The sequence below is a fragment of the Kitasatospora sp. NPDC090091 genome, from assembly GCF_044747365.1.
In the GTDB taxonomy this organism is placed as follows: Bacteria; Actinomycetota; Actinomycetes; order Streptomycetales; family Streptomycetaceae; genus Kitasatospora.
On record NZ_JBIVDY010000017.1, the window covers coordinates 168,870 to 188,732 of the forward strand.

Consider the following 19,863-nt stretch of genomic DNA (forward strand, 5'->3'; position numbering starts at 1 on the left):
AGCGGCACAGAGGAGAACAGCAGATGGCGGACCCCCGCCCGCGCCGCCCGGCGCGCCCCCGCGAGGAGGTCTTCGCCACCGCGCGTACCGCGATCGCCGAACACGGGCTCGCGAAGCTCACCATGGCGGGCCTCGGCAAGCAGCTCCAGATGAGCGCCGGGCACCTGCTCTACTACTTCGGCAGCAAGGACCAGCTGCTGCTGGAGACGCTGCGCTGGAGCGAGGACCAGCTCGGCAGCCGCCGCCACGCCGCCCTGTCCGACGGCGGCCGCGACGTCCGGGACCGGCTCTCCGACTACACCCGCCTCTACCTGCCCGAGGGCCCCGGCGACCCGCGCTGGATCCTCTGGGTCGAGGTGTGGGGCCGCTCCCCCGCCAGTGAGGAGCTCCGGCAGGGACAGCTGGAGATCGAGGCCCCGTGGGACGCCGACCTCGTCGCCCTGCTCGACGAGGGCGCCGCCTCCGGCCGCTTCACCCCCGGCGCCGCCGCCGAGCGCGCCGCCCAGATCCGCGCCCTGCTCGACGGCCTCGCCGTCCCAGTGGCCCTCGGCCTCCCCGGCGCCCGGCGCACCCGGGCCCTGGCACTGGCCGAGTCGGCCTGCGGCGCGCTGCTCGGCGCCGAGGGCTGACGGCCCATCACGCCACCGGGCCCCGCGTCCCGGGCCTTCACATCGCCGGGCCTTCACATCGCCTGCCCCTGGGGCCGGGCCCTCACTCGGTCCAGACCGCGGCCGCCGTGCGGTCGTCGGCGTAGCCCTTGGCGCGGACCTGCACCTGGCGGAGGAAGTCCACGGTGCCCGGCGGGTGCGGGTGCGCCCAGTGGGTGGACAGGAAGTGGGCGACGGCCGGCTCCTCCGCGATCGGCCGGGCCAGGCCCGGGGTGCAGAGCAGCAGGATGTCGCCCGGCGTCGCCGGGACCATCCGGAACCGGAACGGCCGCGGCTCCGCCACCGGGGCGTCCGGGACCGGCGGCTGGCCGTCCGGGTGGTGCAGCAGCCGCGCCGCGTACGCGTCGATCCAGTGGCCGGAGCGCAGCAGGTAGAGCCCGCCCGGACCGACCCCGAAGGCCACCCGGTAGGAGGCCGCCGGATCGAGCGAGACCAGCAGGCAGTGCAGCACGGCGGGGGACGACGCGCCCTCCTCCTCCGGCCGGGGCGCGAGCGCCCGCAGCGGGGCGGCGGCGCTGGTGGCGAGGCGCTGCAGGCCGTACCGGAGCCGGTCGCGCGCGCCGGACCGCAGGTCGGCGGCCAGCCCGGCCCGGCTCCGTCCGATCGCACCGGCGAGCTGACGGCAGGCCTCGGCCGTGGCGGTGGCGACGGCCTCGGGGGCCGCCTCGTCGCCGTCGGCCCGGTCGAAGCCCCCGATCGCGGCCAGCAGCAGCCCGTCGGGGGCCTCGCCGAACCTGGTCACCAGCAGCGTGTCCCGCCGGGGCTCCCCCCGGTAGCGGGCGGAGTCGCCGCGGACGGAGGCGGCGCGCAGGATCGCGCTGCCGTACTGGGCGCCCTCCAGCACGGTGTCCGGCACGACTGCGGCGAGCGCGCCGGGGTCCGCCTCCGGCACGGTGGTCGGCTCGGGGCCGTAGGTGGGCGGGCGTTCGCCGACGTGCGGCATCGCGGGCCCGCCGGCGGCGAGCGAGGAGCGGGCGGCGGGGCGGATCGCGGGCGACGCGGCGGGGGCGGCTCCGGGCTCGGGGGCGGGCTCGGGCTCGGGCTCGGCCACCGGTTCGGGGGCGGGCTCCGACAGCGCCTCGGGCGCCGGCTCCGGGACGGGCTCGGGCTCCGGCGTCTTCTGCAGGACGGGCGCCGGAGCCGGCTCGGGCTCGGGGACAGCTTCAACAACCGGCTCCGGCTCCGGCTCCGGCTGGGGCTCCGGCTCCGGCTGGGGCTCCGGCTCCGGCTGGGGCTCCGGCTGGGGCTCGACTGCCGCCGCCGGCTCCGGCTCCGGAGCGGCGTCGGCCCAGGCGGGCGCCGGGAACTTGTGCGTCCCCGTCTGCTCGCCCGTGTACTCGGGACCGATCACGCCGACCGCGGTGTCGAACCAGTCGTCGATGCTGTCCCGCTCCAGCAGCGCGTCACCGGCCGGCCCGTCCCCGCCCGACGAGGCCACCGCATCCGCCGACGCCGCCACCGGAACCTCCGCCGACGCCGCCACCGGCGCCGCCACCGCGGCACCCATCGCCACGTCCGCCTGCTCGCCCGTGCGCTGCGGTCCGATCAGCCCGGCGGCCGTCTCGAACCAGTCGTCGACACTGCCCTCCCCCGCTGCCGCGCCCGGGGTGTCCGGGAGGGTGCCCGCCGGCCCTTCGTAGACCGTCTCCCACCAGCTGTCGTCCGGCCGGTGGGGCTGTGCGGGTGCACCCGTTGTGGTCATCTGGCGGCTCCTGGTCGGTCCGTGGTCGCGCCGCCCCCGGCGGGGCCGGACTCGCGTCATTGTCTCCAAGTGCAAACGACCCTGTCCGGCTTTCGGCGACAAACCGTGCACTGATCGGATGATCTGGGTCACCGGATTTGCCCCGCGTTCGGGTTCCGTTCCGTCCGCGCTTGCCGGAACTGCCCCGGCCAGGGTGTTTACGGGGTGTTCGCCCCCGTCGGGTGCCGAAAATGGGGTCCGAGGAGGGGCATCGCTTCACTCGTTCGGCTGATTAAATGTGCGCATGACCGCGTCGGCCCCCAGTTCGCCCCGACCGGGGAGGGCCGTACTCGCGGGCCGCCCGGTGGGTGCGCTGTTGGTCCTGCTGCTGGTCGGGCTGCTGACGGCGCTGCCGTGCGCGGGCCAGGCCACGGCGGCCGACCGCTCCGCACCGGTCCCGACCGCCCCGGCGACCACCGCGACCGGTCCCACCGCGGAAGGACCGGACGGCGCCCCGCCGCACCACGCGGGCCCGCGCACCGACCGGCCCCGCACCGACGGCCGGCACGCCGAGGGTCCGCGGCACCGGACGCTGTGCTCCGCCGACGGCGAGCCGCCGCACCGCGACAACGGCTGCTCCGGCCACCCGTACTGCGGGCAGGACGCCCAGCTGCCCAACCCGCCGCCGCATCCCCAGCCCGCCATGACGCCCGGCACCGAACTCCCCGAGGCCCTGCCCCGGGTGGTGCCGACCGGGCTGCTGGACGGTCCGCACCCGGCGCCCGACCTGCACGAACTCCAAGTACACCGGTCCTGAGCGGAACCCACCGCCGGTCCTCCCACCCTGCCCGCCCGAGCGGCCGGCAGGACGGGCGCCACCGACGGATCCGCCCCTCCGCCCCCCTCTTCAGACCGCCGCGCCACGAGCGCGCGGCGGGGACAAGGACACCACATGGGTTCCGCCTCCAAGCAGTCGAACAAGCCCGGCGGCAAGGCCGGCCTCGACCGCCGCGCCAGGATCGCCGAGCTCCGCGCAGCCGAGCAGCGCCGTGACCGCCGCAACAAGATCATCGCCTCGGTGGTCGTCGGCGTCCTGGTGATCGGTGCGATCGCCACCGGCACCTGGATCGTGATGGACGCCAACAAGGACAAGAAGGCCAAGGAGGTCGCCGCCAGCGCGCCGATCGACGGCGTGCAGACCTTCGGCGACCTGAGCCGCAACCACGTCAAGGAGAAGGTCACCTACCCGCAGACCCCGCCGGTCGGTGGCGACCACAACGCGATCTGGCTGGACTGCATGGGCCACGTCTACGACCAGCCGGTCGAGAACGAGCGCGCCGTCCACTCGCTGGAGCACGGCGCGGTCTGGGTGACCTACAACGGCAAGGCCACCCCCGACGACATCAAGACCCTCTCCGACAAGGTGAAGGCCACCCCGTACTCGCTGATGAGCCCGTACCCGGACGAGAAGGGCACCATCACCCTCAACGCCTGGAGCACCCAGCTGGTCGTGGACAGCGCCAGTGACCCCCGGGTGAACGCCTTCTTCACCAAGTACGTGCAGGGCCAGCAGACCCAGGAGCCGGGCGCGTCCTGCACCATGGGGTCGATGTGACCGCGGACGCGGTGACCCCCGCGGAGGAGGACGGCGGGGCGCCCCGGGCGTCCTCCCGTCGGCGGCTCTGGTGGCCGGCCGCGCTGGCCGCCTCGCTCGCCCTCGCCCTCGGCATACCCGCCCTGGTGGCGAGCGGGACGTCCGCCTCGGGCTCGTCGGCGCTCAGCGTGCCGGCGGACGACTCCCCCGAGGCCGGGTTCGCCCGCGACATGGCGACCCACCACCAGCAGGCCGTCGACCTCTCGTTCATCGTCCGGGACCGGACGAGCGACGAGCCGGTCCGCACCCTCGCCTTCGACATCATCAACACCCAGGCCAACCAGCGCGGGATGATGATGGGCTGGCTCGACCAGTGGGGGCTCTCGCAGCACTCCGCGGCCAAGCCGATGACGTGGATGAACATGCACCACAGCTACGAGGCGCACGACGGCTCGCTGATGCCCGGCATGGCCACCAACGCCCAGCTCGGCAAGCTGCGCTCGCTCAGCGGCCGCGAGGCCGAGGTGTACTACCTGCAGCTGATGCTGGAGCACCACAAGGGCGGGGTCGAGATGGCCCAGGGCTACGTCGACATGGCGAAGAACGCGACCGAGAAGCGGCTCGCGCAGTCGATGGTGAACGGGCAGACCTCGGAGATCCAGCTGATCACCGACATGCTCAAGGAGCGCGGCGCCGCCCCGGGCGTCCCCGCCTCCTGACGGCTCGGGCCGGGGTGCGGCGGACGGCTCGACCGTCCGCCGCGCCCCGGTTCCGTTTCCGGGTCCGCTCAGCGGCGCCGGGCCGGGCGGGCCACCGCCACCGCGAGGCCCGCGACCGCGGCGAGCGCGAACAGCACCGCCCGCCCACCGGCCGCCGCGCCCGCCAGGTGGACGCCGAGCACGGGCAGCGCCGTGCCGAGGGCGGTGCCGAGGCTCCGGGCCATGTTGACCATGCCGCCGCCGACCGCCGAGCACTCCGCCGGGATCGCCCGCATCACCAGCGCGTTGTTGGCCGGCAGCAGCAGGCCCAGCCCCCAGCCGGCGACCGCCAGCGCGACGGCGACCGGCAGCGGACCGCCCGCCCCCGCAGCACCCGCGCCCGCACCACCGACCGGCAGCAGGGCGAAGAGCAGCAGCCCCGCGCCCGCGACCGCCGCGCCGAGCCGGCAGCGGGCCAGGTCCGACCAGCCCCGGGGCAGCAGCGCGCCGCCGCCCGTCGCGGCGACCGCGAACGCGGCGGGCAGCAGCGTCACCACCAGGCCCACCCGGGACGCCGGCACACCGGCACCGGCGAGCAGGACGGGGGCCAGCACCAGCGGACAGAACAGCAGCAGGTAGCCGATCAGCGAGACCACCAGGCCGGACCGCACCCCCGGGGTGTTCACCAGGCCCGGTGCGAGGATCGGCCGGGCCGCGCGCCGTTCCTGCCGGACCAGCCCGAGCGTGCACACCACCGCGGCGAGCAGCAGCACGGCCACCGCCCAGCCGGGCAGCGGCAGGCCGGAGGCGGTGGACAGGGCCAGCAGCAGCGCGCTGGTCGCCGCGGTGAGCAGGAGCAGTCCGGCCAGGTCGAAGTGGCCGCCGCCGTGGTCCGTCGCCCGGATCCGGGGCTTCCGCCCTCCCCGCGGCTGCCGCGGTTCCTCCGCCCTGGGGCCAGGCACGGCCTCGGGACGGGTGCGGGGCAGCAGGAACCAGCCCGCCAGGATGCCCAGCACGCCGATCGGCACGTTGATCCAGAACACCCAGCGCCAGGAGGCGTGCTCCACCAGCAGGCCGCCCAGGCTCGGCCCGAGCGCCAGGCCGAGGCCCTGCGCGGCCGCCTGCACGCCCAGTGCCCTGCGCATCGCGTGCTCGGGAACACCGCGCGCCACCAGCGCTACGCTGTTGGCCTGCATCATCGCGCCGCCGACGGCCTGGACCGCCCGGCAGGCCACCAGCACCCAGAGGCCGCCGGCCAGTCCGGCGCCGAGCGAGGCCAGCGCGAAGACGGCGAAGCCGCCGAGGTACATGGTCTTGCGCCCGACCAGGTCGGAGAGCCGGCCGATCGGGGCCAGCAGGGCCACCAGCACCAGCAGGTAGGCGAGCGCGACCCACTCGACGGAGGCGAAGCCGGCGCCGAAGTGCCGCCCGAGGGCGGGGAAGACGAGTGCCGTGATGCTCGCCGTCAGCTGCCCGAGGAACGCCCCGAGGCAGACCGTGCCGACCGCCAGCCAGTGGGCGTACCGCCACCGGGCCACGCTGCGCGGCCGGGGGCGCTCGGTGAGCAGCCGGGAGGCGAGGGCGGCGGTGTCCATACGAGAAATATATCGGATACAGAGATGTTCTCTCCACGATCTGATCGGTGTCCGACCGGCTCGCCTGAGACGGCCGCCACCAGGCGATACGCTGTCCGCCATGTCTCCGTCGCCGTCCGTACCCGACCCCGCCACCGAACCCGCCGAAGACCGGGCGGCCGAGGAGACCCCGACGGACCTCGCGCCCCCGGCGCTGGAGCGCGCCCGGCGGCTGACCGACGTGGTCACCAGGCTGCGCCGCGCCCTGCGCAGCAGCATCCGCACCGACTACCCGTGGGAGTCCCTGCCGATGGCGCAGGTCGAACTCCTCCAGACGCTCGCCGCCGCCCCGCTGCGGGTCGGCGAGCTCGCGGACCGCCAGCGGCTCGCCCCGAACACCGTCAGCGGCCTGGTCGGCAAGCTGCTGGAGGCCGGCTTCGTCGACCGCCAGGCCGACCCCGGCGACCGCCGCACCGCCCGGATCGCCCTCACCCCGGCCGGTCGGCGCCAGCTGGACGACTGGCAGCACGCCCACGAGCGCCGCATCGCGACCGCGCTCGGCACCCTCTCCCCCGCCGACCGCGAGGCCGTCATGCAGGCGCTGCCCGCGCTGGACAGCCTGGCCCGCGCCCTGGCCCGCCCGACCGGGGCCGAGTAGTCCGCCGCGACGGCGAAACTCGGTGTCCGCCGGGGCCCGGCTCCGGCTAGCCTCCCGGGCATGACCGCCGCACCGATCCGCATCGAGCCCTGGACGGACGCCGACCTCGCGCTGCTGCGCCGGGTGAACACCCCGGGGATGAAGAAGCACGTCGGCGGCCCGGAGACCGAGGAGCAGCTGCTCGTCCGCCACCGGCGCTACCTGGACTTCGTCCCGTCCGGCCTGGGCTGCATGTTCCGCATCGTCCTCGCCGGGGAGGCCGAGCCCGTCGGCACGGTCGGCTACGGCACCCGCACCTGGCAGGGCGGGCGCGTCCACGAGATGGGGTGGAACGTCCTCCCCGAGTACCAGGGCCGGGGCATCGCGGTCGCCGCCGCCCGCGCCGCGGTGGCCGAGGCACGGGCGGCGGCCCGGCTCCGGTACCTGCACGCCTTCCCGTCGGTGGACAACCCCGCCTCCAACACCGTCTGCCGCAAGGCCGGCTTCACCCTGGTCGGCGAGACCGACTTCGAGTTCCCCGCCGGCCGGTGGATGCGCAGCCACGACTGGCGCGTCGACCTCAGGGCGATCAGCTAGGAAGGGCTCGGCCTTCCGGGGCCCGGCCGGCGCCCCGGAAGGGCCGGTGCCTCAGAACAGCGCGCCGCTCTCCAGGTCCAGCAGCCAGCGCTTGCGGTCGACCCCGGCCGCGAAACCGGTCAGCGCGCCGTTGGCGCCGACCACGCGGTGGCAGGGCCGGACGATGAGCAGCGGGTTGGCGCCCACCGCGCCGCCCACGGCGCGGACGGCCTGCGGGGTGGCGCCGGCGAGGGCGGCCAGCTGGCCGTAGGTGACCGTCTCGCCGTACGGGATGTCGTCCAGGGCGGCCCAGATCTTCTGCCGGAAGTCGGTGCCGGCCGGGGCGAGCGGCAGGTCGAAGGTGGTGCGCCGGCCGGCGAAGTACGCGGTGAGCTGGGCGACCGGCTCGGCGAGCGCGTCCGGATCGTGGACCCAGTCGTCCGCGGGCTCGGCCAGCGCGTACTTCTGGCCCGGGGCGGTGACCGTGGCCAGGGCGGCCGGTCCGCCCTCCGCCGGCCGGACGCCGCTCAGCAGCAGGCGGCCGAAGGGGCTCTCCATGAAGGTGAAGACGGTGGTGCTCATACTCGGGTGTTCTCCGTTCCGGTGCTGAGGTCTGTGGTGGCGCCCGCCCAGAGCCGGTGCACGGCGTAGGAGCGCCAGGGTGCCCAGGCCTCGGCGGCGCGGGCGGCGGACTTCGGGTCGCCGGGGGCGCCGAGTGCCGTGAGGCCGTGGCGGATGCCGACGTCCCCGGGCAGGAAGACGTCCGGGTCGGCGAGCGCCCGCATCCGCAGGTAGCCGACGGTCCACGGGCCGATGCCGGGCAGGGCGAGCAGCTCGGCCGCCGCCTCCTCCCGGTCGACGCCGCCGTCCAGGCGGACGATGCCCTCGGCGAGGGCGGCGCAGAGGCCCGTGAGCGCCTTCCGGCGGGCGGCCGGCATGGCGAAGTCCTCGGGGTCGGCCACCGCCAGGGCGGCGGCGGTCGGGAAGAGCAGGCGCAGCCCGCCGTTGGGCTCGGGCAGCGCGGTGCCGTACTTCTCCGCGAGCCGGCCGGCCAGGGTGCGGGCGGCACCGACGCTGATCTGCTGGCCGAGCACGGCGCGGACGGCCAGCTCGTGCGGGTCGACGTGGCCGGGCGAGCGCAGGCCCGGCCGGCCGCGGACCAGCGCGCCGAGCAGCGGGTCGGCGCCGAGCTGCTCGTCCACCGCGTCCGGGTCGGCGTCCAGGTCGAACAGGATGCGCAGCCGCTGGACGGCGGTCGGCAGGTCGCGCAGGTCGGCGAGGAACAGGCGGCAGTCCAGCCAGCCGCGGGTGCGCGGGTCCGCGGGTGCGAGTCCGTCGACCTCGGCGATGCCGTGCCCGTACGGGAGGGCGAGGGTCCGCCGGTAGGTGCGGACGCCGGGGCGCGCGCCGGGGACGATCTCCTCGACGCCGGGAACGGCACGCAGGGCCAGGAAGTCGATCAGGTGCTCGCTGTCCAGGGCGCCCCGGTAGGCGAGGCGCAGAGTGAGGCCGCCGGCCGGGGTGGCGCTGCGCCGGCCCGCGGCGACCTCGGCGCGCAACCCGCTCGGGGTGCGGTCGTAGACCTCGCGGACGGTGTCGTTGAACTGCCGGACGGAGGCGAAGCCGGCCGCGAAGGCGATCTCGGTGATCGGCAGCTCGGTGGTCTGCAGCAGCAGCCGGGCGGTCTGGGCCCGGCGGGCGCGGGCCAGGGCGATCGGCCCGGCGCCGAGTTCGGCGGTGAGCTGGCGCTGCAGCTGGCGGGCGCTGTAGCCGAGGCGGTGCGCGAGCCCGGCGACGCCCTCGCGGTCGACCAGGCCGTCGCCGATCAGCCGCATGGCGCGGCCGACCAGGTCGGCGCGGTGGTTCCACTCCGGCGAGCCGGGCACCGAGTCCGGCCGGCAGCGGCGGCAGGCGCGGAATCCGGCGCCCTGAGCAGCGGCCGCGCTGGGGTAGAAGGTGCAGTTGGCACGTTTGGGGGTCACGGCGGGGCAGCTCGGTCGGCAGTAGATGCCGGTCGAGGTGACGGCCGTGAAGAAGACGCCGTCGAAGCGGGCGTCGCGGCTGTCCACTGCTCGGTACCGGATGTCGTCGTCGATCACGCTGTCCAGTCTGCGGCACCCGCGGCCGGCCGACTGGCGGAAATCGGACGTGGGCGTGAGCGGCCGGACGGCGGTCCCCGTAGGTCCTGCGAACCGCCCGGGGAACAGGGCGGAAAACCGCGCGCCGTCGGCCCCGGCCGGCGGATACGCTGGCCGACGCCCACCTCCCGGTGCCGCCCCACCCGCCTGCGGCGCCCCCTTCGCGGCAGACCGGCCGCCGCCCGGACAGGAGCCCCATGAGCGCGCAGCCGAACGAGCAGCCGTACACCGGTCCGGACGACCCCCGGGTGTCCACGATGCGGATCGAGGAGTTCGCCTTTCCCGGACCGCTGCGCGACCAGCTGGTCGCAGCCGTGCTGAGCGGTGCGAAGACCAGCACCACCGGCCTGGTCGCCGACTACGAGCACGAGAACGAGCCGCTGCCGCAGGCCGGGGTGCGCTCGGCGGTGATCGACTCGGACGGCGAGGTGGTGGCCGTGACCGAGACGACGGAGGTCCGGGTCGTCGCGCTGGCCGAGGTCGACCTGCAGCACGCGCTGGACGAGGGCGAGGGCTGCACGACGGTGGCCGAGTGGCGAAGGGTCCACGAGGGGTTCTGGCACGGTCCGGAGATGCGGGCCGCGCTGGGCGACCCGGACTTCACGGTGCACGACGGAACGCCGGTCGTCCTGGAGCGGTTCCGGCTGGTCGCCGACCTGCGCCGGGCCGAGCCGGCCACCGACCCGCGCTGATCGACGCCGGCTCGCGCTGAGCCGCGCCGGTGGCGGTCGCCCGGAGCGGCGCCCGCCGCCGGGTCACTCCGCGGGCTCGCCGCCCGCCAGCAGGCGGACCGCCTTCTCCAGGCGCGTCCGCCGGGCCTCCGGCGTCAGGGCCTGGAGCAGCGGCAGGATCAGCTGGTAGCGCGCGGTCCGGTCGAGCGCCTCGAACGCCCGGCCCGCCACAGGGTCCGCCGCCAGGACGGCTGCGAGGTCGGGCGGCACCTCGGCCGTCCGCTGCGGGGCGTACGCCGCCGCCCACCGCCCGTCCTGCTGCGCTCGCTGCACCTCGGCGAGTCCGGGCTCGCGCATCCGGCCGGCGGCGGTCAGGACCGCGACCCGGTCGACGTTCACCCGCGACCAGAGGCTCCTGGGCCGCCGTGGCACGTACTTCTGCAGGTAGTACTGCTCGTCGAGGGAGCGCCGCTGGCCGGAGATCCAGCCGTAGCAGAGCCCGAGGTCGACCAGCTCGTCCTCGGTGACGGTGGGGATGCCGGACTTCTTCTTGGCCACCTTGATCCACACGCCCGCCTGGCGGGTGTGGTGCTCTGTCAGCCAGTTCTCGAACGCCCGGGCGTCCGCGAAGGCGATGATCTCCACCCCGTCGATCTCGTCCATGCGGCCCAGGCTATCGCCGGCCGCCGACAGTCCGGCGCGCCCGACCGCCGGCCTGCCCGCACCGCTCTGCCCCGGGAACCGTCCGGGGCAGAGCAACACGGGCATCAACAGGACGGCCGGCCGGACGTCACCACTTCACGGTGCCGCCCGCGGCGCGCATGGACTTGGTGATGGCCTTCCACTTCTTCACCCGGGCCGTGGCGAGCCGGGCGTCAGAGCGGGAGGCGATCCAGTCGTTCTCGCGCTGGAGCTTGCGGTAGCTCTCCATCCGGCGCTCCGGCAGCGTGCCGTCGGCCAGCGCCTCCTGCACGGCGCAGCCGGGCTCGCTCTCGTGCCCGCAGTCGTGGAAGCGGCAGGACTTGGCCAGCTCCGCGATGTCGGCGAAGGCCAGGGCCACCCCCTCGCCACCGTAGAGGCCGACCTCGCGCAGGCCGGGCGTGTCGATCAGCACGCCACCGCCGGGCAGCGCGATCAGCTCGCGGGTGGTCGTGGTGTGACGGCCCTTCTGGTCCACCGCGCGGGCCTGCTGCACGGCCATCACGTCGGCACCGGCGAGGACGTTGGTGAGGGTGGACTTTCCGACACCGGACTGGCCGATGAACGCGGTGGTGCCGGGGATGCAGGCGCGCAGCACGTCCACCCCCTCGCCGGTCTCGGCGCTGACCACCAGCACGGTGACGCCGGGGGCCGCGGCCTCGACGTCGGCGCGGATGAACTCCGCGTCGTGGACCAGGTCGGCCTTGGTGAGGACGACCACCGGCTCGGCGCCGGACTCCCAGGCCAGCGCCAGGAAGCGCTCGATCCGGCCGAGGTCCGGCTCGGCGGCGAGCGAGGCGGCGATCAGCACGGTGTCGACGTTGGCGGCCAGGACCTGGCCGTCGGACCGCTTGCCGGCCACCTTGCGGATGATCGCGGTGGAGCGCGGCAGCAGCGCGGCGACGGCCGTCATCGGCCTGGCCGCGAGGTCCACGGCCGCCCAGTCGCCGGTGCACGCGCAGTTGATCATGTCGGCGTCCGCGACCGGGCGGGTGTCGGCCCGGACGGTGCACAGCTCGCCGGTCTCCGGGTCGACCAGGACGGCGTCGCACTGGCCGCGGTCCACCCGGACGATGCGGGCCGGCGTCAGCCCGGCCTCGGCGAGCGGGGCGAACTGCTCCGCGAGCTCGTCCGTCCAGCCGTAGGCGGCCAGCGGGGAGCCCGGGGTGTCGAGCAGGGAGAAAGAAGAGGTGGAGACGGGGGAAGACGGAACGGAAGCAGCGTTGAACAACGCAGTGGGCCCTTCGGGAGGAATGTGATCCCGCCGGGCTGCGGCTGCGCGCGCGAGTGGAGCGGCGTCAGCCGGCGGCCGGGAGGGAGAGGTGAGTGCGAGCGCTGCTCGGGGCAGCCGTGAGGACCGTGACAGTCACCGGACCCACCTCCTGCTTCTCTCCACGGGCCGCGAGAACGGCGGCCCTTCGAACCGGACTGATCACACCGTAGCGAGCCACCCAGGCCCTGCCAACCGGTTTTTCACCCGCCGGTTTCACCGGACCACGACCCGAAACGGGCCACGGCCCGCCACCGGGTCGCGGCCGCCACGGGGTCATGGACCCCGTCACCGCCCGCCGTCCGCCGGCTGTCCACGGACCGGACACCCCCGCGGACACGGACCCCGACTCAGCGCTGCTGGTCCCACGGCGGCCGGGGCGGGTGCCCGGGCAGCGGACGCTCCGGCGGCGGCGCGGTCGGCCGGTCGCTGTCCGGCGCCGGCGGGGTCGGCCGGTGGTGCGGGCCGCCGCGCGTGGTGAGCCGGGCCCGCACGTTGTCGGCGGCCAGCACGTCGGCCCAGCGCTCCGGGTACTCCGAGGGCACGTCGACGTCCTCGCCCTCGTCCTCCCAGTGCTCCTCCTCGGCGCCCTCCGCGAGGCCCAGCTCGCGCGCCCGGCGGGCCCGCTCGACGGCGCGCCGGGCGGCCACCTCGCGGACCACGGCCGCGGCCGCCTCCTCGTGGGCGCGCTCGTTCTCGGCGCGCGCGTCGGCGGTCTCCAGGGTGGGCCAGCGGCGGTCTATGGCGGCGTTCATCGCGGCGCCGATCAGCACCGCGAGCGCGACCACGAAGATCCACAGCAGCACGGCCACCGGCGCGGCCAGCGAGCCGTACGCCGAGCGGCCCTCGACCGAGCTCACCAGGTAGAACCGGAGCCCGACGCTGCAGAAGACCAGGACGACCAGCGCCACCAGGGCGCCGGGGATGTCCTCCCGCCACGGGGTGGAGACCGGCACGGCCAGGTGGTACAGCGTGGTGAGGGAGACGATCAGCAGCAGGATCGCGACCGGCCAGTAGAAGGCGTTGACCACGGACGCGAGCCCGACGCCCACCGCGTTCTGGACCAGGCCGGGGCCGGCCAGCAGCAGCGGCAGCACCAGCGAGCCGATCACCAGCGCGCCGAGGTAGAGGCCGAGCGACATCGTCCGGGTCTTGACGATGCCGCGCTTGCCGTCCAGCCCGTACATCACCGTGATGGTGTCGATGAAGATGTAGAGCGCGCGCGAGCCCGACCAGAGCGAGAGCAGGAAGCCGAGCGAGACGAGGTCCGGCCGCCGGTGGTTGAAGACGTCGTCCAGCAGCGGGACCACGACCGCCTTGACCGACGAGTCGGTGAGGACGGTCCCGGAGGCCTTGAGGATGTCCTGCCGCAGCGAGTCGATGGTGCCGGCGCCGACGAAGTCGTCCAGGTAGCCGAGCGTTCCGGCCAGGCAGAGCAGCAGCGGCGGGATGGAGAGCAGGGTGAAGAACGCCGCCTCGGCGGCGAGCCCGGTGACCCGGTACTCGACGCAGGTGTTGGTGGTGTCCTTGACCAGGGCCCAGGCGGTACTGCGCCAGGTGACCTGCTTGGCCGCCCGCCGGGAGCCCTTGCCCCGACGACGGGAGGGCCGCTCGGGGTTCGGTCTCGTCGTCTCGCCTGCTGCTTGCACAGGCCCAACGTTATCGGGCCGGGACCGGTCCCTTGATCTCCGGACCGCGAAGCGGCGACAGTGGGGCGGAAGCGGGGAGCGGCGGGAACGCTCGATCGTCTCGGGATTCGAAACCTTCACGTCCACAATACGGACGTTAGTGGACCGAGAGTCATGCGCCGTGCGAATCTCTTGCCATGCCAAGCGCCGGAACCACCCTGGTAGGTCGACTCCACGTCGATCTCCTTCGCGTGTCCAGCGCCATCTGTCCGGTGACCTGAGCCCACCCCGCGACACCCACCGCACCCGGCGCCCACCACCCTCGCCGCAACCGCCGAAGCGGATGCGCAGGCGCCCGCCCGGCCCCGGTCACTGCTCTCCCGGCCCTGAGAAACCCGCAGGTCACAGCAGCACCGCACCGCCGAGCACGCACCGCGACCAACCCGGCGTCAGAGCCACCTGCCCAGAAGGACTTCACCATGGCCACCACTCCCGAGACTGCCGAGCCCACGGCCGACAGCGCCGCCGCGCGCCGCCCCGCCGCGGCCCGCAAGGCGACCCGCCACCGCGGTGAGGGCCAGTGGGGCATGGGCCACTTCACCCCTCTGAACGCCAACGAGCAGTTCAAGAAGGACGACGACGGTCTCAATGTGCGGACACGCATTGAGACGATCTACGCGCACCGCGGCTTCGACTCGATCGACCCGGCGGACCTGCGCGGCCGGATGCGCTGGTGGGGCCTCTACACCCAGCGCAAGGAGGGCATCGACGGCGGCAAGACCGCGATCCTGGAGCCGCACGAGCTGGACGCCGAGTACTTCATGCTCCGCGTCCGCGTCGACGGCGGCCGGCTGACCGTCGCCCAGCTCCGGGCGATCGCCGAGGTCTCCGAGCTGTACGGCCGCGGCACCGCCGACCTGACCGACCGCCAGAACGTCCAGTACCACTGGATCCGGATCGAGGACGTCCCGGCGATCTGGCAGAAGCTGGAGGCCGTCGGCCTCTCCACCACCGAGGCCTGCGGCGACACCCCGCGCGTCATCCTGGGCTCCCCGGTGGCCGGCATCGCCGAGGACGAGATCGTCGACGGCACCCCCGCCATCGAGGAGATCTACCGCCGCTTCATCGGCAACCCCGAATTCTCCAACCTGCCGCGCAAGTTCAAGTCCGCCGTCTCCGGCTCCCCGCTGCTGGACGTCGCGCACGAGATCAACGACGTCGCGTTCGTCGGCGTCAACCACCCGGAACACGGCCCCGGCTTCGACCTCTGGGTCGGCGGCGGCCTCTCCACCAACCCCAAGCTCGGGGTGCGCCTGGGCGCCTGGGTCCCGCTGGACGAGGTCGCGGACGTCTACGGCGGCGTGATCGGCATCTTCCGCGACTACGGCTACCGCCGCCTGCGCAACCGCGCCCGGCTGAAGTTCCTGGTCGCCGACTGGGGCCCGGAGAAGTTCCGCCAGGTGCTGGAGGACGAGTACCTCAAGTACCAGCTCGTCGACGGCCCCGCGCCGGAGGAGCCCAGCGGCCGCTGGCGCGACCACGTCGGGGTGCACCGGCAGAAGGACGGCCGGTACTACGTCGGCTTCGCCCCGCGGGTGGGCCGGGTCAACGGCAAGCTGCTCGGGCAGATCGCCGACCTCGCCGCCGAGCACGGCAGCGACCGCCTGCGCACCACCGCCGAGCAGAAGATGCTCGTCCTCGACATCGCCGAGGACCGGGTCGAGTCGCTGGTGGCCGGCCTGGAGGCGCTGGACCTGCGGGTCAACCCGTCGCCGTTCCGCCGCGGCACCATGGCCTGCACCGGCATCGAGTACTGCAAGCTCGCCATCGTCGAGACCAAGGAGCGCGGCCGCACGCTCATCGACGAGCTGGAGGAGCGCCTCCCGGACTTCGACGAGCCGCTCACCATCAACATCAACGGCTGCCCGAACGCCTGCGCCCGGATCCAGGTCGCCGACATCGGTCTCAAGGGCCAGCTGGTCACCGACGAGAACGGCGACCAGGTCGAGGGCTACCAGGTCCACCTGGGCGGCGCGCTCGGACTGGAGGCCGGCTTCGGCCGCAAGGTCCGCGGCCTCAAGGTCACCAAGGACGGCCTGCCCGACTACGTCGAGCGCGTGCTGACCCGCTACCGGGCCGGCCGCACCGAGGGCGAGCGCTTCGCCCAGTGGGCGGCCCGGGCCGACGAGGAGCAGCTGTCATGAGCGAAAGAGCGGCACCGTTCTTCTGCCCGTACTGCGGGGACGAGGACCTGCGCCCGTCCGAGGCCGGGCACGGCGCCTGGGAGTGCCACGGCTGCCGCCGCGCCTTCCAGCTGAAGTTCCTCGGCCTGCTGTCACCGACCAACGGGGGTACGCCACGTGACCGGCACGACGACTGACCACCGGGCGGCAGCGGAGAGGGCCGGCCGCGAGCTGGAGGAGGCGACCCCGCAGGAGATCCTGCAGTGGGCCGCCGACACCTTCGGCAGGCGGTTCTGCGTCACCTCCTCCATGGAGGACGCCGTCGTCGCCCACCTCGCCTCCTCGGTGCTGCCCGGCGTGGACGTGGTGTTCCTGGACACCGGCTACCACTTCGCGGAGACCATCGGCACCCGGGACGCGGTGGCGGCGACCATGCCGGTCAACGTCATCACCCTCACGCCGCGGCTGACCGTGGCCGAGCAGGACGCCGAGTACGGGCCGGACCTGCACGACCGCGACCCGGACCTCTGCTGCTCGCTGCGGAAGGTCGAGCCGCTGAACCGCGGACTCGGCGGGTACGACGCCTGGGCCACCGGACTGCGCCGCGACGAGTCCCCCACCCGGGCGAACACCCCGGTGGTCTCCTGGGACCCGAAGCGCCGCAAGGTCAAGATCGCCCCGATCGCCCGGTGGACGCAGGAGGACGTCGACGCCTACGTCGCCGCCCACGGAGTGCTGCTCAACCCGCTGCTGTGGGAGGGCTACACCTCGATCGGCTGCTCGCCGCTGTCCTGCACCCGCAAGCCGGCCGAGGGCGAGGACGCCCGGGCCGGCCGCTGGTCCGGCTCCGGCAAGACCGAGTGCGGCATCCACCTCTGATCCACCGCTGACCCCCGCCGATCCCCCACCACCCCTCTCCTGGAGACCCCACCGTGACGACAGTCCACACCCTGGCCGCCGACGGAGCCGCAGAGGCGGCCCCCGCGGCCGCCCCCTGCGAGCGCGGCGCCACCGTGTGGCTGACCGGGCTGCCCAGCGCCGGCAAGACCACGCTCGCCTTCGCGCTGGCCGAGCGGCTGCGCGCCGAGGGCCACAAGGTCGAGGTCCTGGACGGCGACGAGATCCGCGAGTTCCTCTCCAAGGGCCTCGGCTTCACCCGCGAGGACCGGCACACCAACGTCACCCGGATCGGCTTCGTCGCCGAGAAGCTGGCCGCCAACGGGGTCAAGGTGCTCGCCCCGGTGATCGCCCCCTACGCCGACTCCCGCGACGCGGTCCGCGCCCGGCACGCCGCCAACGGCACCGAGTTCCTGGAGATCCACGTCGCCACCCCCGTCGAGCTCTGCGCCGAGCGCGACGTCAAGGGCCTCTACGCGAAGCAGGCGGCCGGCGAGATCTCCGGCCTCACCGGCGTGGACGACCCGTACGAGGCCCCGGCCGACCCGGAGCTGCGCCTGCAGACGCAGGGCCGCGCGGTCGCCGAGTCCGCCGCCGAGCTGCACGCCTTCCTGACCGAGAGGGGCCTCGCGTGACCACCGCGACCGACCGCCTGCTCCACACCGACGACACCCCCTTCGCGCTGTCCCACCTGGACGCGCTGGAGGCCGAGTCGGTGCACATCTTCCGCGAGGTCGCGGGGGAGTTCGAGCGCCCGGTGATCCTCTTCTCGGGCGGCAAGGACTCCATCGTCATGCTGCACCTGGCGCTCAAGGCCTTCGCCCCGGCGGCGATCCCGTTCTCCCTGCTGCACGTCGACACCGGCCACAACTTCCCCGAGGTGATCGCCTACCGCGACCGCGTCGTGGCCGAGCACGGCCTGCGCCTGCACGTCGCCCACGTCCAGGACTTCATCGACGACGGCCGGCTGCGCGAGCGCCCCGACGGCACCCGCAACCCGCTGCAGACCGTGCCGCTGCTCGACGCCATCGAGAGCAACCGCTTCGACGCCGTCTTCGGCGGCGGCCGCCGCGACGAGGAGAAGGCCCGCGCCAAGGAGCGCGTCTTCTCCCTGCGCGACGAGTTCGGCGCCTGGGACCCGCGCCGCCAGCGCCCCGAGCTCTGGTCGCTCTACAACGGCCGGCACGCCGTCGGCGAGCACGTCCGGGTCTTCCCGCTCTCCAACTGGACCGAGCTGGACGTCTGGCAGTACATCGAGCGCGAGGGCATCGAGCTCCCGGAGATCTACTACGCGCACGAGCGCGACGTCTTCTCCCGCAACGGCATGTGGCTGACCGCCGGCGAGTGGGGCGGCCCCAAGGACAACGAGCCGGTCCAGCGCCGCCTGATCCGCTACCGCACCGTCGGCGACATGTCCTGCACCGGCGCCGTCGACTCCGACGCCACCGACATCCAGGCCGTCATCGCCGAGATCGCCGCCTCGCGCCTGACCGAGCGCGGCGCCACCCGCGCCGACGACAAGCTCTCCGAGGCCGCGATGGAAGACCGCAAGCGCGAGGGATACTTCTAAATGAGCACCACCACCGAGACCAGCGCCACGTCCCTGCTGCGCTTCGCCACCGCCGGCTCCGTCGACGACGGCAAGTCCACCCTGGTCGGCCGCCTGCTGCACGACTCCAAGTCGGTGCTGGCCGACCAACTGGAGGCCGTCGAGCACGCCTCCCGCAGCCGCGGCCAGGAGGCGCCCGACCTCGCGCTGCTCACCGACGGCCTGCGGGCCGAGCGCGAGCAGGGCATCACCATCGACGTCGCCTACCGCTACTTCGCAACCCCGCGGCGGCGGTTCATCCTCGCCGACACCCCCGGGCACGTGCAGTACACCCGGAACATGGTGACCGGCGCCTCCACCGCCGAGCTCGCCGTCGTCCTGGTCGACGCCCGCAACGGGGTGGTCGAGCAGACCCGCCGGCACGCGGCCGTCGCCGCGCTGCTGCGGGTGCCGCACGTGGTGCTGGCCGTCAACAAGATGGACCTGGTCGACTACGCCGAGCCCGTCTTCGCCGCCATCGCCGCCGAGTTCACCGCCTACGCCGCCTCGCTCGGCGTCAAGGACGTGGTGGCGGTGCCGATCTCCGCGCTCGCCGGCGACAACGTGGTCGAGCCGTCCGCCCACATGGACTGGTACGGCGGCCCGACCCTGCTGGAGCACCTGGAGACCGTGCCGGTCGGCAGCGACCCGAGCGTCGAGCCGGCCCGCTTCCCGGTCCAGTACGTGATCCGCCCGCAGACCGAGGAGCACCCCGACTACCGCGGCTACGCGGGCCAGTTGGCCTCCGGCGTGCTGCGCGTCGGCGACACCGTCACCGTGCTGCCCTCCGGCCACACCACCACCGTCACCGCGATCGACGCGCTCGGCAGGGAGACGGACATCGCCTGGGCCCCCCAGTCGGTCACCGTCCGCCTCGCCGACGACATCGACATCTCCCGCGGCGACCTGATCGCGGCCGGCGCGGCCCCCGTCCCCACCAAGGACATCGAGGCCACCGTCAGCCACCTCAACGAGCGCCCGCTGCGCGCCGGCGACAAGGTGCTGCTCAAGCACACCACCCGCACGGTCCGCGCGCTGGTCAAGGAGATCTCCTACCGCATCGACATCGACAGCCTCGAACAGCGCTCCGGCGCCGAGGGGTTGAACGTCAACGACATCGGCCACGTGGTGCTGCGCACCGCCGAGCCGCTGGCGCTCGACAACTACTCCGACAACCGCCGGACCGGCTCGTTCCTGTTGATCGACCCGGCCGACGGCACCACGCTCACCGCCGGCATGGCGGGCGAGGCGTTCGACACCGTACGCACCGGTGCCCCCGAGGCACCCGACGAGGAGGACTGGGTCTGATGCCCATCGAGGCGTTCTCGGGCATGGACAAGGAAGGCGGCCGCATCGGCAGC

21 protein-coding genes are annotated in these 19,863 nt (G+C 74.3%); 14 read left to right on the forward strand and 7 right to left on the reverse strand.

Going from position 1 to position 19,863, the window contains the following annotated elements; all coding sequences use genetic code 11:
• Positions 1-23: 23 nt before the first annotated feature.
• On the forward strand, positions 24-629 hold the full coding sequence (locus ACIPSC_RS27795; RefSeq protein ID WP_400828949.1) for a TetR family transcriptional regulator C-terminal domain-containing protein: 606 nt from the start codon (positions 24-26) through the stop codon (positions 627-629).
• Between the two features lie 82 nt (positions 630-711).
• Here the strand turns inward: ACIPSC_RS27795 and ACIPSC_RS27800 are convergent, their stop codons facing one another.
• Positions 712-2,370 carry a hypothetical protein gene (locus tag ACIPSC_RS27800; protein WP_400828951.1) on the reverse strand — a complete coding sequence of 553 codons (1,659 nt, stop codon included), beginning with the start codon at positions 2,368-2,370 and terminating at the stop codon, positions 712-714.
• 283 nt (positions 2,371-2,653) lie between these two features.
• Between ACIPSC_RS27800 and ACIPSC_RS27805 the strand changes: the two genes are divergently transcribed.
• The 3 genes from ACIPSC_RS27805 to ACIPSC_RS27815 all read left to right on the forward strand — a co-directional run bounded on the left by ACIPSC_RS27805 (position 2,654) and on the right by ACIPSC_RS27815 (position 4,662).
• Positions 2,654-3,166, forward strand: coding sequence for a hypothetical protein (locus ACIPSC_RS27805; RefSeq protein ID WP_400828953.1), 513 nt, complete (start codon positions 2,654-2,656; stop codon positions 3,164-3,166).
• Between the two features lie 135 nt (positions 3,167-3,301).
• Entirely contained in the window at positions 3,302-3,964 is a 663-nt protein-coding gene (locus ACIPSC_RS27810) for a DUF3105 domain-containing protein (RefSeq protein WP_400828955.1), read from the forward strand.
• Positions 3,961-4,662 carry a DUF305 domain-containing protein gene (locus ACIPSC_RS27815; protein ID WP_400828957.1) on the forward strand — a complete coding sequence of 234 codons (702 nt, stop codon included), beginning with the start codon at positions 3,961-3,963 and terminating at the stop codon, positions 4,660-4,662. The genes ACIPSC_RS27810 and ACIPSC_RS27815 overlap by 4 nt, the downstream gene beginning before the upstream one ends.
• A gap of 68 nt (positions 4,663-4,730) precedes the next feature.
• Here the strand turns inward: ACIPSC_RS27815 and ACIPSC_RS27820 are convergent, their stop codons facing one another.
• Positions 4,731-6,236, reverse strand: a complete 1,506-nt coding sequence (locus ACIPSC_RS27820) for an MFS transporter (RefSeq protein ID WP_400828959.1) — start codon at positions 6,234-6,236, stop codon at positions 4,731-4,733.
• Between the two features lie 100 nt (positions 6,237-6,336).
• Here ACIPSC_RS27820 and ACIPSC_RS27825 point away from each other — a divergent pair, with 100 nt between their 5' ends.
• Both ACIPSC_RS27825 and ACIPSC_RS27830 read left to right on the forward strand, forming a co-directional pair.
• On the forward strand, positions 6,337-6,873 hold the full coding sequence (locus ACIPSC_RS27825) for a MarR family winged helix-turn-helix transcriptional regulator (protein ID WP_400828961.1): 537 nt from the start codon (positions 6,337-6,339) through the stop codon (positions 6,871-6,873).
• A gap of 60 nt (positions 6,874-6,933) precedes the next feature.
• Positions 6,934-7,449, forward strand: a complete 516-nt coding sequence (locus tag ACIPSC_RS27830; protein ID WP_400828963.1) for a GNAT family N-acetyltransferase — start codon at positions 6,934-6,936, stop codon at positions 7,447-7,449.
• A 51-nt stretch (positions 7,450-7,500) separates the two neighbouring features.
• Here ACIPSC_RS27830 and ACIPSC_RS27835 read toward each other — a convergent pair whose 3' ends face one another.
• Together ACIPSC_RS27835 and ACIPSC_RS27840 are read right to left on the reverse strand one after the other, a co-directional pair.
• Positions 7,501-8,010: a methylated-DNA--[protein]-cysteine S-methyltransferase gene (locus ACIPSC_RS27835; protein ID WP_400828965.1), complete on the reverse strand. Its 510-nt coding sequence runs from the start codon at positions 8,008-8,010 to the stop codon at positions 7,501-7,503.
• Entirely contained in the window at positions 8,007-9,527 is a 1,521-nt protein-coding gene (locus ACIPSC_RS27840; protein WP_400828967.1) for a DNA-3-methyladenine glycosylase 2 family protein, read from the reverse strand. The genes ACIPSC_RS27835 and ACIPSC_RS27840 overlap by 4 nt, the downstream gene beginning before the upstream one ends.
• A gap of 296 nt (positions 9,528-9,823) precedes the next feature.
• On the opposite strand from ACIPSC_RS27840, the gene ACIPSC_RS27845 reads away from it, so the two are divergent.
• Complete coding sequence (locus ACIPSC_RS27845) at positions 9,824-10,258, forward strand: ASCH domain-containing protein (RefSeq protein WP_400829058.1); 435 nt, start codon at positions 9,824-9,826, stop codon at positions 10,256-10,258.
• Between the two features lie 63 nt (positions 10,259-10,321).
• Here the strand turns inward: ACIPSC_RS27845 and ACIPSC_RS27850 are convergent, their stop codons facing one another.
• The 3 genes from ACIPSC_RS27850 to ACIPSC_RS27860 form a co-directional block, all read right to left on the reverse strand.
• Positions 10,322-10,900: a YdeI family protein gene (locus tag ACIPSC_RS27850; RefSeq protein WP_400828969.1), complete on the reverse strand. Its 579-nt coding sequence runs from the start codon at positions 10,898-10,900 to the stop codon at positions 10,322-10,324.
• Between the two features lie 127 nt (positions 10,901-11,027).
• The gene (rsgA, locus tag ACIPSC_RS27855) at positions 11,028-12,167 is read right to left on the reverse strand and encodes a ribosome small subunit-dependent GTPase A (RefSeq protein WP_400828971.1); all 1,140 of its coding nucleotides are present in this window, start codon (positions 12,165-12,167) and stop codon (positions 11,028-11,030) included.
• 389 nt (positions 12,168-12,556) lie between these two features.
• Positions 12,557-13,855, reverse strand: a complete 1,299-nt coding sequence (locus ACIPSC_RS27860; protein ID WP_400828973.1) for a YihY/virulence factor BrkB family protein — start codon at positions 13,853-13,855, stop codon at positions 12,557-12,559.
• Between the two features lie 176 nt (positions 13,856-14,031).
• Between ACIPSC_RS27860 and ACIPSC_RS27865 the strand changes: the two genes are divergently transcribed.
• From ACIPSC_RS27865 to ACIPSC_RS27895, 7 genes are all read left to right on the forward strand, one after another.
• Positions 14,032-14,115 carry a putative leader peptide gene (locus tag ACIPSC_RS27865; protein WP_310593185.1) on the forward strand — a complete coding sequence of 28 codons (84 nt, stop codon included), beginning with the start codon at positions 14,032-14,034 and terminating at the stop codon, positions 14,113-14,115.
• Between the two features lie 198 nt (positions 14,116-14,313).
• Complete coding sequence (locus ACIPSC_RS27870) at positions 14,314-16,038, forward strand: nitrite/sulfite reductase (RefSeq protein ID WP_400828975.1); 1,725 nt, start codon at positions 14,314-14,316, stop codon at positions 16,036-16,038.
• The gene (locus ACIPSC_RS27875; RefSeq protein WP_238740113.1) at positions 16,035-16,214 is read left to right on the forward strand and encodes a hypothetical protein; all 180 of its coding nucleotides are present in this window, start codon (positions 16,035-16,037) and stop codon (positions 16,212-16,214) included. Before ACIPSC_RS27870 ends, ACIPSC_RS27875 begins: the two co-directional genes overlap by 4 nt.
• Positions 16,195-16,896, forward strand: coding sequence for a phosphoadenylyl-sulfate reductase (locus tag ACIPSC_RS27880; protein ID WP_400828978.1), 702 nt, complete (start codon positions 16,195-16,197; stop codon positions 16,894-16,896). The genes ACIPSC_RS27875 and ACIPSC_RS27880 overlap by 20 nt, the downstream gene beginning before the upstream one ends.
• 71 nt (positions 16,897-16,967) lie before the next feature.
• Complete coding sequence (gene cysC / locus ACIPSC_RS27885) at positions 16,968-17,549, forward strand: adenylyl-sulfate kinase (RefSeq protein ID WP_400829060.1); 582 nt, start codon at positions 16,968-16,970, stop codon at positions 17,547-17,549.
• Positions 17,546-18,484 carry a sulfate adenylyltransferase subunit CysD gene (gene cysD, locus ACIPSC_RS27890; RefSeq protein ID WP_400828980.1) on the forward strand — a complete coding sequence of 313 codons (939 nt, stop codon included), beginning with the start codon at positions 17,546-17,548 and terminating at the stop codon, positions 18,482-18,484. The genes cysC and cysD overlap by 4 nt, the downstream gene beginning before the upstream one ends.
• Positions 18,485-19,810, forward strand: coding sequence for a sulfate adenylyltransferase subunit 1 (locus ACIPSC_RS27895; protein WP_400828981.1), 1,326 nt, complete (start codon positions 18,485-18,487; stop codon positions 19,808-19,810).
• Positions 19,811-19,863: the final 53 nt, after the last annotated feature.

Excerpts from the sequence above, each read along its gene's own strand:
- ACIPSC_RS27865 (WP_310593185.1), top strand. The coding sequence starts at position 14,032 with ATGCCAAGCGCCGGAACCACCCTGGTAGGTCGACTCCACGTCGATCTC.
- ACIPSC_RS27895 (WP_400828981.1), top strand. The coding sequence starts at position 18,485 with ATGAGCACCACCACCGAGACCAGCGCCACGTCCCTGCTGCGCTTCGCC.
- ACIPSC_RS27830 (WP_400828963.1), top strand. The coding sequence starts at position 6,934 with ATGACCGCCGCACCGATCCGCATCGAGCCCTGGACGGACGCCGACCTC.
- ACIPSC_RS27875 (WP_238740113.1), top strand. The coding sequence starts at position 16,035 with ATGAGCGAAAGAGCGGCACCGTTCTTCTGCCCGTACTGCGGGGACGAG.
- ACIPSC_RS27810 (WP_400828955.1), top strand. The coding sequence starts at position 3,302 with ATGGGTTCCGCCTCCAAGCAGTCGAACAAGCCCGGCGGCAAGGCCGGC.
- ACIPSC_RS27825 (WP_400828961.1), top strand. The coding sequence starts at position 6,337 with ATGTCTCCGTCGCCGTCCGTACCCGACCCCGCCACCGAACCCGCCGAA.
- ACIPSC_RS27870 (WP_400828975.1), top strand. The coding sequence starts at position 14,314 with ATGGCCACCACTCCCGAGACTGCCGAGCCCACGGCCGACAGCGCCGCC.
- ACIPSC_RS27800 (WP_400828951.1), bottom strand. The coding sequence starts at position 2,370 with ATGACCACAACGGGTGCACCCGCACAGCCCCACCGGCCGGACGACAGC.
- ACIPSC_RS27850 (WP_400828969.1), bottom strand. The coding sequence starts at position 10,900 with ATGGACGAGATCGACGGGGTGGAGATCATCGCCTTCGCGGACGCCCGG.
- ACIPSC_RS27820 (WP_400828959.1), bottom strand. The coding sequence starts at position 6,236 with ATGGACACCGCCGCCCTCGCCTCCCGGCTGCTCACCGAGCGCCCCCGG.
- ACIPSC_RS27835 (WP_400828965.1), bottom strand. The coding sequence starts at position 8,010 with ATGAGCACCACCGTCTTCACCTTCATGGAGAGCCCCTTCGGCCGCCTG.
- ACIPSC_RS27845 (WP_400829058.1), top strand. The coding sequence starts at position 9,824 with ATGCGGATCGAGGAGTTCGCCTTTCCCGGACCGCTGCGCGACCAGCTG.
- ACIPSC_RS27795 (WP_400828949.1), top strand. The coding sequence starts at position 24 with ATGGCGGACCCCCGCCCGCGCCGCCCGGCGCGCCCCCGCGAGGAGGTC.
- ACIPSC_RS27805 (WP_400828953.1), top strand. The coding sequence starts at position 2,654 with ATGACCGCGTCGGCCCCCAGTTCGCCCCGACCGGGGAGGGCCGTACTC.